The 11,905-nt window shown below is 63.5% G+C and carries 14 protein-coding genes and 1 tRNA gene; 9 read left to right on the forward strand and 6 right to left on the reverse strand.

All coding sequences use genetic code 11. The annotated features are described in order from the left end of the window. The first annotated feature begins 49 nt into the window (after positions 1-49). From SKP52_RS21625 to SKP52_RS21645, 4 genes are all read left to right on the forward strand, one after another. Positions 50-862, forward strand: a complete 813-nt coding sequence (locus tag SKP52_RS21625) for a MotA/TolQ/ExbB proton channel family protein (RefSeq protein WP_187337271.1) — start codon at positions 50-52, stop codon at positions 860-862. Between the two features lie 126 nt (positions 863-988). Continuing rightward, on the forward strand, positions 989-1,510 hold the full coding sequence (locus SKP52_RS21630) for an ExbD/TolR family protein (RefSeq protein WP_039578661.1): 522 nt from the start codon (positions 989-991) through the stop codon (positions 1,508-1,510). A 35-nt stretch (positions 1,511-1,545) separates the two neighbouring features. Continuing rightward, positions 1,546-1,971, forward strand: coding sequence for an ExbD/TolR family protein (locus SKP52_RS21635; protein WP_037517269.1), 426 nt, complete (start codon positions 1,546-1,548; stop codon positions 1,969-1,971). Positions 1,972-2,365: 394 nt separating this feature from the next. Next, positions 2,366-2,908, forward strand: coding sequence for a superoxide dismutase family protein (locus tag SKP52_RS21645; RefSeq protein ID WP_039578670.1), 543 nt, complete (start codon positions 2,366-2,368; stop codon positions 2,906-2,908). 93 nt (positions 2,909-3,001) lie between these two features. Here SKP52_RS21645 and SKP52_RS21650 read toward each other — a convergent pair whose 3' ends face one another. After that, a complete protein-coding gene (locus SKP52_RS21650; protein ID WP_039578674.1) occupies positions 3,002-4,588 on the reverse strand; it encodes a spinster family MFS transporter in 1,587 nt (528 codons plus the stop codon). Between the two features lie 107 nt (positions 4,589-4,695). Here SKP52_RS21650 and SKP52_RS21655 point away from each other — a divergent pair, with 107 nt between their 5' ends. Then, positions 4,696-5,187 (forward strand): low molecular weight protein-tyrosine-phosphatase, encoded by a 492-nt coding sequence (locus SKP52_RS21655; RefSeq protein ID WP_039581995.1) that lies wholly within the window; start codon positions 4,696-4,698, stop codon positions 5,185-5,187. Here SKP52_RS21655 and thpR read toward each other — a convergent pair. After that, positions 5,094-5,711, reverse strand: coding sequence for an RNA 2',3'-cyclic phosphodiesterase (thpR, locus tag SKP52_RS21660; RefSeq protein WP_039582000.1), 618 nt, complete (start codon positions 5,709-5,711; stop codon positions 5,094-5,096). The genes SKP52_RS21655 and thpR overlap by 94 nt on opposite strands. A gap of 157 nt (positions 5,712-5,868) precedes the next feature. Between thpR and SKP52_RS21665 the strand changes: the two genes are divergently transcribed. Together SKP52_RS21665 and SKP52_RS21670 are read left to right on the forward strand one after the other, a co-directional pair. After that, on the forward strand, positions 5,869-6,597 hold the full coding sequence (locus tag SKP52_RS21665; RefSeq protein WP_039578676.1) for a Bax inhibitor-1/YccA family protein: 729 nt from the start codon (positions 5,869-5,871) through the stop codon (positions 6,595-6,597). Between the two features lie 73 nt (positions 6,598-6,670). Beyond that, the gene (locus tag SKP52_RS21670; protein WP_160292458.1) at positions 6,671-7,567 is read left to right on the forward strand and encodes a DUF2785 domain-containing protein; all 897 of its coding nucleotides are present in this window, start codon (positions 6,671-6,673) and stop codon (positions 7,565-7,567) included. Here the strand turns inward: SKP52_RS21670 and SKP52_RS21675 are convergent. Beyond that, the gene (locus tag SKP52_RS21675; RefSeq protein WP_039578681.1) at positions 7,564-8,205 is read right to left on the reverse strand and encodes a glutathione S-transferase family protein; all 642 of its coding nucleotides are present in this window, start codon (positions 8,203-8,205) and stop codon (positions 7,564-7,566) included. The genes SKP52_RS21670 and SKP52_RS21675 overlap by 4 nt on opposite strands. A gap of 102 nt (positions 8,206-8,307) precedes the next feature. Between SKP52_RS21675 and SKP52_RS21680 the strand changes: the two genes are divergently transcribed. Next, entirely contained in the window at positions 8,308-9,069 is a 762-nt protein-coding gene (locus SKP52_RS21680) for a competence/damage-inducible protein A (protein WP_039578684.1), read from the forward strand. Here the strand turns inward: SKP52_RS21680 and SKP52_RS21685 are convergent. Next, positions 9,042-10,280: a tetracycline resistance MFS efflux pump gene (locus SKP52_RS21685; protein WP_039578686.1), complete on the reverse strand. Its 1,239-nt coding sequence runs from the start codon at positions 10,278-10,280 to the stop codon at positions 9,042-9,044. The genes SKP52_RS21680 and SKP52_RS21685 overlap by 28 nt on opposite strands. A gap of 60 nt (positions 10,281-10,340) precedes the next feature. Here SKP52_RS21685 and SKP52_RS21690 point away from each other — a divergent pair, with 60 nt between their 5' ends. Continuing rightward, a complete protein-coding gene (locus SKP52_RS21690) occupies positions 10,341-11,123 on the forward strand; it encodes a transglutaminase-like domain-containing protein (protein WP_039578689.1) in 783 nt (260 codons plus the stop codon). Between the two features lie 98 nt (positions 11,124-11,221). Here the strand turns inward: SKP52_RS21690 and SKP52_RS21695 are convergent. Together SKP52_RS21695 and SKP52_RS21700 are read right to left on the reverse strand one after the other, a co-directional pair. Next, positions 11,222-11,295: transfer RNA gene (locus SKP52_RS21695), tRNA-Gly, on the reverse strand. Between the two features lie 73 nt (positions 11,296-11,368). After that, positions 11,369-11,839, reverse strand: coding sequence for an Lrp/AsnC family transcriptional regulator (locus SKP52_RS21700; protein WP_039578692.1), 471 nt, complete (start codon positions 11,837-11,839; stop codon positions 11,369-11,371). Between the last annotated feature and the right edge of the window lie 66 nt (positions 11,840-11,905).

The following is an 11,905-nucleotide window of genomic DNA, read 5'->3' on the forward strand; positions in this document are numbered from 1 at the left end:
CGGATCTGTGTTTCGAACTTATCGAATATTTTGAGAGGGATTTTCCAGTATGTTTAATCTGATCGCAAATGCCGCCGCTGCGGCAGCACCGGCCCACGAAGCGGGGCTCAGCTTGATGCCCGCCGCGATGTGCGTGAAGGAAGAAGGTGCGAGCCCTTATGGTCTCGTCCCCGCACTGTGCGAAGGCGGCATCGTCTCGCAGGTCACCTTCCTCGTCCTGCTGATCATGTTCGTCGGTACGCTCTACATCCTGTTCACCAAGCTGTTCGAACAGAATAAGGTGATGAACCAGGGCAAGGCCGTCGACGCCAATTTCTGGCGCGCCCCGACGCTCGCCGACGGCGCGGCAAAGCTCGAAAAGAACAGCGCCTACCGCCAGGTCGTCGAAGACGGTCTGCGCGCCAACGAAGAGCATAACAAGCTGACCGACCCCGTCGAAGCGCATGACTGGATGCACGGCACGCTCGAGCGTTCGCAGAACCACATCAACTCGAAGCTGAATTCGGGCCTCGCGTTCCTCGCGACCGTCGGTTCGACCGCTCCGTTCGTCGGTCTGTTCGGTACCGTTATCGGTATTCTTCGCGCGCTGGTGAAGATCGGTGCATCGGGTCAGGCTTCGATCGACACCGTTGCCGGTCCGGTCGGTGAAGCATTGATCATGACCGCCATCGGTCTGATCGTGGCGGTTCCTGCGGTGCTCGCGTTCAACTGGCTCCAGAGCCGCAACAAGGCGATCGCTCGCCGCCTCTCGACCTTCTCGAACGACGTGCTCGGCTCGATCATGTCGAACGGCCAGGTGAAGCCCGCGTTGATCGCTCCGGCGAAGACCGCTGCTCCGGCCGCGGCACCGAAGAAGGCCTGATCGGTCTCCTGGACCCCCGCCCTTGCCCGCGTGGCGAAGGGCGGGGTCCGTTGGACAGGGAAGACGAACTCAATGCGCGTCGTCCCGATGTCCGTGACAGAAATTTTGTGACAGGATGCTAATCCTATGGCGATGAGTGTAGGCGACAAGGGGGGCGAAGATGCCCCGATGTCCGAAATCAACACGACTCCGCTCGTGGACATCATGCTTGTGTTGCTCATCATCTTCCTCATCACGGTTCCCGTGGTGTTGGAGACGGTGAACCTGAAGCTGCCCGACGTGGCGTTTGAGGTGACGACGACGAAGCCTGAAAATGTGCTGCTGTCGATCCGTTCGGCTGATACCGACGGCGATGGCGAGCCCAATCCCGAGAGCACGGCGTGTGAAGTTTACTGGGGCCAGACCCCGGTCGATTCGAAGCAGTTGCTGGAACGTGGACAGAATAAACTCGAGCAGTTGCTCGAGGATATTGGCGGTCCGCAGAATATCACCGAGGAAAATTTTCCCGAAGTGCATATCCGCGGCGACGTCAACACCCCGTACCAGTGCATCGGCGGTGTGATCTACACGATGCAATATGCCGGCTTCCAGAAGATCGGGTTCATTTCGGAACCGGCTGCTGGCTCGGGCACCACGAGCCGCCTGTAAGGGCGCGCTCGGTTTAGGAACGAAGGAATAATCGCATGTCCATGGCAGTTGGAGATCGGGACGAAAATGAACCGATGATGGATATGAACACGACGCCGTTGATCGACGTCATGCTCGTGCTCCTCATCATGTTCATCATCACCATCCCGGTCCAGACCCACGCGGTGAAGATCGATCTGCCGGTCCCGACCGATAGCCAGAGCAATGTCGACCCCGAAAAGAACAAGGTGATGATCGATCCCGCGGGAACGATCACCTGGAACGGTTCACCGGTCGATCTCGCTCAGCTGGCGAACTATCTGGAACAGACCAAGGCTCTGCCCGTCGAACCCGAGCTGCAGGTCCAGCCCGACCCCTATGCGCGCTATATCGTCGTCGACAATGTCATGGCGGTGATCAAGCGCAGCGGCGTCGGCAAGCTGGGCTTTGTCGGCAACGAGCAATACGCCCGCGTCTTCTGATCATCGATCAGGGCCGTCAGGCAAAAATATGGGGCCGCGAAGCAATTCGCGGCCCTTTTTTTTCCTTTGCCGAGGGGCGTCCGGGTGTCCGCTAGCGACCGGAAGCCGCCCTCCCAAATCTCGTCACCCTGAACTTGTTTCAGGGTCCATGGTCCGCCGCTTCCTTCCGCGCAGCGTTGAATTGAAGCTCGGGCCATGGATGCTGAAACAAGTTCAGCATGACGAAATTAATGACCCGCCCCGCCCCAATCCCGACTATCCCCTTGGAACTTGTGGCATATGCGGGCATCGTCGCTAAACAGGGATCGAAACGCGCCGCCGCGACGTTCTGATTCACAGTTTTGCGATAGGGAGCAGCAGCAAGATGACGATAGGTTCGCACCAAAAACATATCATGGCTCAAGGGGCCGTTGTCATCGCCGCGCTCGCGCTCGCCGGCTGCGCCGGAATGGGGAAGAAGGCAACGACGACGCTGCCCGCGCCCGACGCCTATGCGCAGCTCTATGATTCGAAGGGCGCCGACCGCGGACGCGCCGATATCTATCGCGACACCACGGGCCTTCGCATCGAACTCGTCGCGCGCGGTTTTGCAACGGGTACTTATGGCATGCACGTCCATGCGGTCGGCCAGTGCACGCCGCCCGATTTCGCCAGCGCGGGTCCGCACTGGAACCCGACCAGCGTCCAGCATGGCCGCGACAATCCGATGGGCGCGCATCATGGCGACCTGCCCAATCTCACGATCGTCCCCGACGAGATCGGCCGCGCGACGCTGCGCATGGTCGGTTCGCGTTTCGAGGGCGATGGCGGGCTGCTCGACGCCGACGGCGCCGCTTTCGTGATCCACGCCGGACCCGACGATTACAAAACCGATCCCAGCGGCAACAGCGGCGGCCGCGTCGCGTGCGGCGTGATCGTCAAAGAGGGCGCGAAGTAAAGGGGCTTCCGAGTCGTCCCTCCCGCAACCCGGGGTGACGGAGCGGTTCCAAACCTCGACCGAAAGACTTAAGCGGGCGTCTCGATCGAAAGATCAGGCGCCCGCTGCGCGTTCGGCGATCGTCGCCTCTGCCTCGGGCACCGCGCGATAGGCATAGAGCAGCAAGCCGAGCGCGATCGGCGCGACACCGATTAGCGACAAGATGCCGGTGCGCAGGTCGCCGACCGGCTTGCCGTCGACGATCGTGCCCGCCAGGTCCGAAATCTGCCCGACCATATAGGGCCCGAACGACAGCCCGACCAAGGTGGTGCCGAGGAAAAAGGCGGCGGTTGCCGTCCCGCGCATCCGCGGCAGCACCAGATCCTGCGTCGTCGCCGCGGCGGCACCGAGCGCGGCGGCGCTCAGCATGCCGGCGAGGAAGTTCATGACATAAAAGAGCGTCGAATTTTCGGTGGTGTAGCCGATCCAGATCGGAATGATCGGCGCCACGACGCCAAAGATGATCATCAGGACGCGGCCCGCCGGGTTCTTTGCACGCAGATGGTCGGCGAGCCGCCCGCCGAGGATCACCCCGACGAAACCCGCGACTGCGCCGTTCGCCCCGAGGATGAAGGCGAGTTCCTGCTTGGGCAGGCCCAGCACGATTTCGGCATAGGGCGCCGACCAGAAAGCGAGTGCATAGGCGGCGAGGCTGACGAGACCGTAACCGAGCGTCGTGCAGATGAAGGCCGGGGTGCCCCAGATCAGCCGGAAGGTCGCAGGGTCGTGCGCGCGCAGCGCGCTCGCCCAGGAAAAGACCGCATAATAGCCGAGCGCGACCGCCGACCATTGCGGGAAATTGCCCGTCAGGCGGATCATCCACCAGGCAAATGCGGCGATCGCGGCGGCAAAGCCGACATTGATCGCCAGCGCCGCGGGGCCGCGCTTCGCGGCGCCCCACAGCGTCAGCGGCGGCACGATCATCGACAGATCCTTGCCGAACTCGCGAAAGGGGTTCGGCGAACTCGGGCTCGCGACGCCGTCCATCGCGCCGCGCACCGGCTCGCGCAAGCTGGCGACCCACAGCGCGAGGAGCAGGCCGGGGACGCCGACCGCGAGGAAGGCCGCCTGCCAGCCAACCAGTCCCATCGGCCCGCCGGCGGGGAAATTCCTGTTCCATGCTTCGACGATCAGCGCGCCGATGAACAGCGACACGCCGCCGCCGAGATAGAGCCCCGACGAATAAATGGCGAGCGCGGTCGCCTTTTGCCGCTTCGGAAAATAGTCGGAAATCAGCGAATAGGCGGTCGGGCTGGCGGTCGCCTCGCCGACCCCGACGCCCATACGCGCGAAGGTCAGCGTCAGCTGGTTATAGGCGAAACCCGATGCGGCGGTCATCGCCGACCACAAAGTCAGGCCGATCGACAGCAATTTCACCCGGTTCCAATTGTCGGCGAGACGGCCGAGCGGGATGCCGAACAGCGCATAGAAGACGGCGAACGCCGCGCCGCCAAGGAAGCCCATGTCGCCGTCGGTCAGGCCCAGATCAGCCTTGATGTCGACCGCGAGGATGCTGATGATCTGCCGGTCGATGAAATTGAGGATATAGACGACGACGAGCACCGACAGGACGTACCAGCTATATCCGGTGGCCTTCGGCTCGGCCAAAGCCGCCGCGCCGCTCATATCGTCTTCCGCCATCTGGCAACCCTCTCCCTGACCGATTATCTGTTATCGCTCATGGCTAGCAGAGCCGGAGGACGGCGCAAGTTGAAAGTCGGTTCAACTTTATGGAGAATATCGTCGATATGGCGGACGACAGACCAAGTACCGGGCCCGCTATCCTTTTCCTCTGCCTCGGCAACATATGCCGCTCGCCACTGGCGGAAGGCGCCGCACGGGCCGCCTTCGCAAAGGCCGGGATCGACGCGACGATCGATTCGGCGGGCACCGGCGACTGGCATATCGGCCGCCCGCCCGACGCGCGTGCACAGGCCGAAGCGCGCCGCCGCGGGGTTGATATCTCTACGCTCCGCGGCCGCCAGCTCCGCCGCGCCGACTTCTACGATTTCGACCTGATCCTCGCCGCCGATGCGACAAATCTGCGCGACGCCCGCGCGCTGCGCCCCGCCGACGCGACCGCCGAGCTTAAGCTGATGCTCGACCTGCTCCCCGACCGCGGCGGTGAGGGCGTCACCGACCCCTATTATGGTGAGGATGACGGTTTCGCTGCGACATGGGACGATGTCGACGCGGTCGCCGCCGCGCTTGTTGCTGAATTTTCGCCGCCTAGCGGATAACGCGCGACCGGATGATAACGCGATCCGCCATGACCGAGTTCGCTTTCGTACAGCGTAACATGAGAAAATTCGAACGCCGAACTGGCGAGGTCGCTGTTTAACGCAAGAAAGGGCGCGACCGGACCCGATCCGCGATTCAGTCGCGCCAGCGTGACATGCGGGGTGAAAGCGCGTGTTTCGGGCGCGACGCCGACGCGCGCGAGCAACTGATCGACCTTGCGGTGCAGCGCCGCGAGCGGTTCGTGCGGCTCGACCCCGGCCCAGATCATATGCGGGCGGCCCTGGCGTTCGAACAGACCCACCCCCGCGATCCGCGCGGTCACCGCCGGGGCATAAAGCGCGCCGAGCGCCGCGGCGATATCCTCGGCCATATGGTGATCAACCTCGCCGATGAAGCGCAGCGTCAGGTGGAGCTGCTCGTCATTTTGCCAGCGCGCGCCCGCGATGCCGTGCATCGCGGCGATCAATATGTCGCGGACCGGGCGCGGCGGGCGCAGCGCGACGAACAGGCGGTGCGTGGACATGGCGGTGAGCATAGAGGGCGGGATTTCGGATCGCGACCCCTAAGCGCCCGGAAGGCCATAATATTGCTCTTGTCCGGTTTCGCTTGAAAGACGAGGGGAAAGTCACGATATTGCTGCCTACGGCCGGTATGGGCTGGCCGGTGATGGAGTAATGACAATGGCGAATTGGAACGACCCCAATGTGGCGGCTTCCGGTTTTGGTGCCGGCGCGAATGCAATGGACCAGGCCGTCGATGCCGGCCTTCGGTCGTACATGCTGTCGGTTTACAACTATATGGGCTCGGGCGTGCTGCTGACCGGCATCGTCGCGTTGCTGGCGTTTCAGTCGGGCTTCACCGCCTCGCTGATCGGCTCGCCGCTGATGTGGGTCGTGGCGCTGGCGCCGCTGGCCTTTGTGCTGGTGCTGAGCTTTGGCATCAACAAGCTGTCGACCCCGGCGGCGCAGGCGCTGTTCTGGGTCTATGCCGCAGTGATGGGTCTGTCGATGTCGACGATCTTCATCGCCTTCACTGGCACCTCGATCGCGACGACCTTCTTCGCGACCGCGGCGGCGTTTATTGGTCTTAGCCTTTATGGCTATACGACCAAGAAGGATCTGTCGGGCTTCGGCACCTTCCTGATCATGGGTGTCGTCGGCATCCTGGTCGCGATGCTGATCAACCTGTTCCTGCAGTCGACCGCGATGGCGATGGCGATCAGCGTCATCGGCGTGCTGCTGTTCGCAGGCCTCACCGCCTATGACACGCAGAAGATCAAGAGCATGTATTTCTATGTCCGCGGGACCGACTTTGTCGGCAAGTCGGTGGTGATGGGCGCGCTGACGCTGTACCTCGACTTCGTCAACATGTTCACCTTCCTGCTCAACCTGATGGGCAGCCGCGACTAAGCGGACGGACAGACACGAAACAAGCGAGCCCGGCGAAGCGATTCGCCGGGCTCTTTCTTTTTGGGGGATGGGGATGAGCCGGTTCGCGATGCTTGCTGTGGCCGGCCTGATGCTGGGGGTGCCGGTGGCGATGGCGGGGGAAGGCGGTTCTGCCTGTACCGCCGCGCGGCCGGCCGGCGATCTCACGAGCCATGCTGCATCCTTCTTCCCCAAAGCGAGCAACGCCGATCTCGACGCGCTCGCCGCCTGTCTTGGCGATCCCGATCCGGCGGTGCGCGACGATTTTGCCTTCACCCTGTGGTCCGAAGGGCTTCGCGGTAAATATCTGACGCCCCCGCAAATGCGTTATACGCTCGGCCTGTTGACGAGGATGGTCGCAGCGCCCGACGATGCCGCCGGTTTTCGCCGTCCCTTCGCCGCGCTGGCGTTATCCGAGGTCGCGCGCGCCGACCGCGTCGAGGCGTTTCTGAGCCAGGCAGAACTCCACGCGCTCGCCGAAACCGGGGCGACCTATCTGCGCGGCGTGCACGATTATCGCGGTTTCATTGCCGGCGAAGGCTGGCGGCATGGCGTCGCGCATGGCGCCGACTTGCTGATGCAACTCGCGCTCAACCCGCGGCTGTCGCGCGCTGACGCTGATCTGATGCTCGGCGCCGTCGCGGCGCAGGTCGCTCCTGCCGAATCGCACGCCTATGTTCATGGCGAGGCGCGGCGACTCGCTCGTCCGATACTCTTTCTCGCCAAACGGACCGATATCGACGATGCCGCCTGGGCGGCGTGGTTCCAGTCGCTGCATCCCGATGCCACGCCGCGCTGGAAAGAGCCCTATGCCAGCACGGCGGGGCTGGCGGCGGTGCACAACAGCAGCGCGTTCGGCGATGCCATCTATGTCGCCGCCAGCGAATCGCAGGATCCGCAGGTCCGGCGACTCGCCCCGCTTGCCGCCGGATTGTTGAAGGCGTTGCCTTAGGCCGGCGCGGTGCCCGCCGCCTGCATTTCCGCGATCAGGCCGTTGTCGATCTCCTTGGCGCGCTTGTATGCCGCGCGTTCGCGCAAGGGCGCGACATAGGCTTCGAAAGCCGGGCGCGAAGGGATCGTGCCGAATTGCAGGCCCCAGTCGATCTGGCTGCCGACATAGACATCGGCGGCGCTGAAGCGGTCGCCCGCGACGAACGCCTTGCCCGCCACCGCGCTTTCGAGCGCGTCGAGCGCGGCGGAAAGTGAGCCGAAGCCCGCCATGCGCTGCTGGTCGGCATCGGGCTCGACCCCGAAATGCTTCGCGGTGATCGCCTGCTCGACGGGGCCTGCGGTAAAGAAGAGCCAGCGATAATAGTCGGCGCGGTCGGAGGGGTTGGGCGCGAGGCCCGCCTCGGGGAAGGCATCGGCCAGATAGGCACAGATCGCGGCGCATTCGGTGACGACCTTGCCGTTGTGGACGACCGCCGGAACCTTGCCCATCGGGTTGATCGCGAGATATTCGGCATCCTTCATCGTCGTGCCATAATCGAGGACGCGCGGTTCATAGCGCGCCCCGACCTCCTCGAGCATCCAGCGGACGATCTGCCCGCGCGACATTGGGTTGGTATAGAAAATCAGCTCATCGGCCATCGTACTTCTCCCATGGATTTCGAATCGGCATAGAACATATAAGGAACATTATCCGACTGCCAGCGGGCTTGTTTTGTCACCATAGGCAGCTAAGGCAAGGGCATGAGCGACGAACGCATATGGACAGCCGCCGTGCTGGTGATCGGCGACGAAATCCTTTCGGGCCGCACGCAGGACAAGAATGTGTCGCAAATTGCGACCTGGCTTGAAGTGCAGGGAATTCGCCTGCGCGAGGTGCGGATCGTTCCCGATGTCGAGGACGAGATCGTCGATGCGCTGAACGCGATCCGCGCGCGCTACGACTATGTCTTCACCACCGGCGGCATCGGTCCGACGCATGACGACATCACCGTCGATGCGGTCGCCAAGGCGCTCGGCGTTGGCGTCGTCATCCATCCCGCGGCGCGCGCGATCCTCGAGCGCTATTATGCCGCGCGCGGCAGCGAGCTGACCGAGGCGCGGCTGCGCATGGCGCGGGTGCCCGACGGCGCCGATCTGATCCCCAACCGCATGTCGGGCGCGCCGGGCATCCGCATCGGCAATCTGTTCGTGATGGCGGGGGTGCCGCATATCACCGCGGGCATGCTCGACGCGCTCACCGGCGAGCTTGAGGGAGGCGCGCCGCTTGTTGCCCATACGATCGGCGCGTGGGCACCCGAAAGCGAGATTGCCGATCTGCTGCGTCAGGGCGAAAAGGATTACCCCGGCGTCGCGATCGGCAGCTACCCCTTTTTTCGCGAGGGGAAGACCGGCGCCAATTTCGTCATCCGTTCGACCGACGGCGATCAGGTCGCGGCGTGCGTCGCGATGCTGATCGCGGGTTTCGAAGCGCTCGGCTATGCGGTGACCGACGGCGGTATCTGATCGACTGTTTCCGTTGCGCGCGGCAGGCGGCGGAGCATCAGGATCGCGAGCAGGCCAAAGATCGCCGCGACGACGAAGGCCGCGCCCGGAAAATGCAGCGGCGCGCCGTCGGCCGTAAAATAGGCCATCGTCCCGGTCAGCAGCAGCGGTGCGAACAACTGGCCGAGCCCCATCGCCATCGCCGAGATTCCCTGCACCTCGCCCTGCGTCTCGGCGGTTGCGCGGCGCGACATCATCGCCATCAGCGACGGCTGCACCGGTGCCTGCAACGCGACGGGGATCAGCAGCAGGAAGGCGCCGATCGTAGAGGTGGTGAAGGCGTAGCCGACATAGACGGCCACCGCGACGAGGATGCCAAGCGTCGCCGCGTCGCGCTCGCCAAAGCGCGCAACCGCGGGTCCGACGACGAAGACTTGGCCGAGCGCGATCATCACGCCCACCGCGGCAAGGCTGGCGCCGATCATCCCCGGCGTCCAGCCGAGCTGCGCGATGCAATAAAAGCTCCACGTCATCGGATAGACGAGGCTGGCGATCTGCCAGAGCACGAGCACCCCCGCGACGCCGTCCATGCCGGGCAGCGCGCGCATCGTCTTCCACGCGCCGAGCGGGTTCGCGCGGCGCCAGTCGAACGCGCGGCGGCGTTCAGGCGGCAATGTTTCGGGGAAAATGAAATAGCCGTAGAGCATGTTGGCCGCGGCGAGAATCGCGGCGGCCACGAACGGCGCGCGCGGGTTGATCTCACCGAGGAAACCGCCGAGGGCAGGGCCGGCGACAAATCCGATGCCGAACGCTGCGCCGACGAAGCCGAAGTTTCGCGCACGTTCCTCGGGCTTGGTGATGTCAGCGATCGCTGCTTGTGCCGCCGCATAGCTGCCGCCGAAAATGCCCGACAAGGCGCGCGCGACGAACAGCCAGGGCAAAGTCTGGACGATCGTCAGCAGCGCATAATCAATGGCAAGCCCGCCGAGCGCGAGCAGCAGCACGCGCCGCCGCCCGAAATGGTCCGACAGATTGCCGAGGATGGGTGAGGCGAGAAAGGTAGCGACCGCCATGACCAGCCCGATCCACGCCCCGACCTCGATTGCGTGGGGCAGATCGATGCGGCCGACCTCCATCACCAGTTGCGGCAGCACCGGCATGATGATGCCGAAACCGACCGCGTCCATGAAGATCGTTGCGACGATGAACGGGATGGTACGGGCCGCCGTCACTTGCTCTTTCTTTCTGCTGTCCCTAGCGCCACCGAACCCTCCCTCATGCGTTGGCGATAGATGAAACTCGAAATATCCGCCTCCCTAAATTACCGCCTGTCCGAACCCGTCGACCTGATGCTCCAGATCGAGGCCGCGAACGGGCATGGTCAGCGCGTCCTCGAAACCTCGCTCGACGTCGGCGCGCCCGAATTTGTCGCGCGCGTTCCGGCGGCGGACGGCATTTGCGAGCCGATCTGGCTGCGCGCCGAGGGCAGCCTGCGCGCCGAATATCGCGCGCTGGTCGAGGTCGACCGTCCCGACACCGACTTTCGCTCGCTCGCCGCAGTACCGCTCCACCGCCTGCCCGCCGAGGCGATCCCCTATCTCAACGAATCGCGCTATTGCCCATCGAACAAGTTCCACGCCTTTGTTGAACGCCGCTTTGGTGATCATGATGGCGGCGCGAAGATCGGCCGCATGCGCGACTGGATCGAAAGTCGTTTCACCTATGTTTCGGGATCGAGCGATGCCGAAACGGGCGCACTCGACAGTTTTGTCGAACGTCGCGGCGTGTGCCGCGATTATGCGCATGTGATGATCGCGCTCGCGCGCGCCGCGCATATCCCGGCGCGCATGGCGAGTGCTTATGCGCTGCGCGTCACGCCGCAGGATTTCCACGCCGTCGCCGAGGTCTATCTGGACGGCGACTGGCACCTCGTCGATGCGACCGGAATGGCGCGCGCCTCCGAAATGGCGCGTATTTGTGTTGGGCGCGACGCGGCGGATATATCGTTCCTGACGGCATATCGCGATATCGCGTTCGTCAGCCAGTCGGTGAAGGTGGAGCGCGTAGAGGGTTGAGGGGCCGTCGTGGCAAAGCCACGCCGTCAGTCCCGCTTTGCGGGCTGGCCGGACTTTCGCTAGTCGCGATTTAGCAGAGCTAAATCGCTGCGAAAGTCTGGAGCGGGTGAAGGGAATCGAACCCTCGTCACTTGCTTGGGAAGCAAAAGCTCTACCATTGAGCTACACCCGCGCTCGGCAACGGCCGTCAGGCCGCCTTTGCCGTCATCCGCGGCGCGGGTCAATCCTTTGCTGGCGGTGCAGCCTCAGCGCGCTGTTTCGCAGATCGTCTCCATCGCGACAAAGGTCGACGTGCTCGCGACATGCGGCAGGCTCGAGATTTTTTCGCCGAGCACGATGCGATAGCGACGGATGTCGGGGGTGCGGACCTTGAGAAGATAATCGAAGCTGCTCGCGATCATATGGCATTCCTCGACCTCGGGAATCTGTCGGACCGCCGTGTTGAACTGCTTTAATGCGTCTTCGCGCGTGTCCGACAGTTTGACCTCGGTGAAGGCGACATGATCGAGCCCGACCTTGGCGGGATCGACGATCGCGCGAAAGCCGGTGATCAGCCCGCTGTCGACGAGGCGCTTCACGCGCTGTTGGCAGGGTGTTTTCGAGAGACCGACCTGCAACGCGAGTTCGGTAAAGGTGATCCGTCCGTCGCGGCCCAGAATCGCGAGGATCTTGCGGTCGAACTCATCCAGTTCGACTGTTGAAGAAGCATTTTTCATAAGGATCGACTAGGATTGATCCAAAACTTGGTCAATTCATATATGAAGCCTGTCAAAACAAGTCGG

Origin of the sequence: Sphingopyxis fribergensis, from assembly GCF_000803645.1 — a bacterium.
GTDB lineage: Bacteria > Pseudomonadota > Alphaproteobacteria > Sphingomonadales > Sphingomonadaceae > Sphingopyxis > Sphingopyxis fribergensis.

Excerpts from the sequence above, each read along its gene's own strand:
- SKP52_RS21625 (WP_187337271.1), top strand. The coding sequence starts at position 50 with ATGTTTAATCTGATCGCAAATGCCGCCGCTGCGGCAGCACCGGCCCAC.
- SKP52_RS21630 (WP_039578661.1), top strand. The coding sequence starts at position 989 with ATGGCGATGAGTGTAGGCGACAAGGGGGGCGAAGATGCCCCGATGTCC.
- SKP52_RS21635 (WP_037517269.1), top strand. The coding sequence starts at position 1,546 with ATGTCCATGGCAGTTGGAGATCGGGACGAAAATGAACCGATGATGGAT.
- SKP52_RS21645 (WP_039578670.1), top strand. The coding sequence starts at position 2,366 with ATGGCTCAAGGGGCCGTTGTCATCGCCGCGCTCGCGCTCGCCGGCTGC.
- SKP52_RS21650 (WP_039578674.1), bottom strand. The coding sequence starts at position 4,588 with ATGGCGGAAGACGATATGAGCGGCGCGGCGGCTTTGGCCGAGCCGAAG.
- SKP52_RS21655 (WP_039581995.1), top strand. The coding sequence starts at position 4,696 with ATGGCGGACGACAGACCAAGTACCGGGCCCGCTATCCTTTTCCTCTGC.
- thpR (WP_039582000.1), bottom strand. The coding sequence starts at position 5,711 with ATGTCCACGCACCGCCTGTTCGTCGCGCTGCGCCCGCCGCGCCCGGTC.
- SKP52_RS21665 (WP_039578676.1), top strand. The coding sequence starts at position 5,869 with ATGGCGAATTGGAACGACCCCAATGTGGCGGCTTCCGGTTTTGGTGCC.
- SKP52_RS21670 (WP_160292458.1), top strand. The coding sequence starts at position 6,671 with ATGAGCCGGTTCGCGATGCTTGCTGTGGCCGGCCTGATGCTGGGGGTG.
- SKP52_RS21675 (WP_039578681.1), bottom strand. The coding sequence starts at position 8,205 with ATGGCCGATGAGCTGATTTTCTATACCAACCCAATGTCGCGCGGGCAG.
- SKP52_RS21680 (WP_039578684.1), top strand. The coding sequence starts at position 8,308 with ATGAGCGACGAACGCATATGGACAGCCGCCGTGCTGGTGATCGGCGAC.
- SKP52_RS21690 (WP_039578689.1), top strand. The coding sequence starts at position 10,341 with ATGAAACTCGAAATATCCGCCTCCCTAAATTACCGCCTGTCCGAACCC.
- SKP52_RS21700 (WP_039578692.1), bottom strand. The coding sequence starts at position 11,839 with ATGAAAAATGCTTCTTCAACAGTCGAACTGGATGAGTTCGACCGCAAG.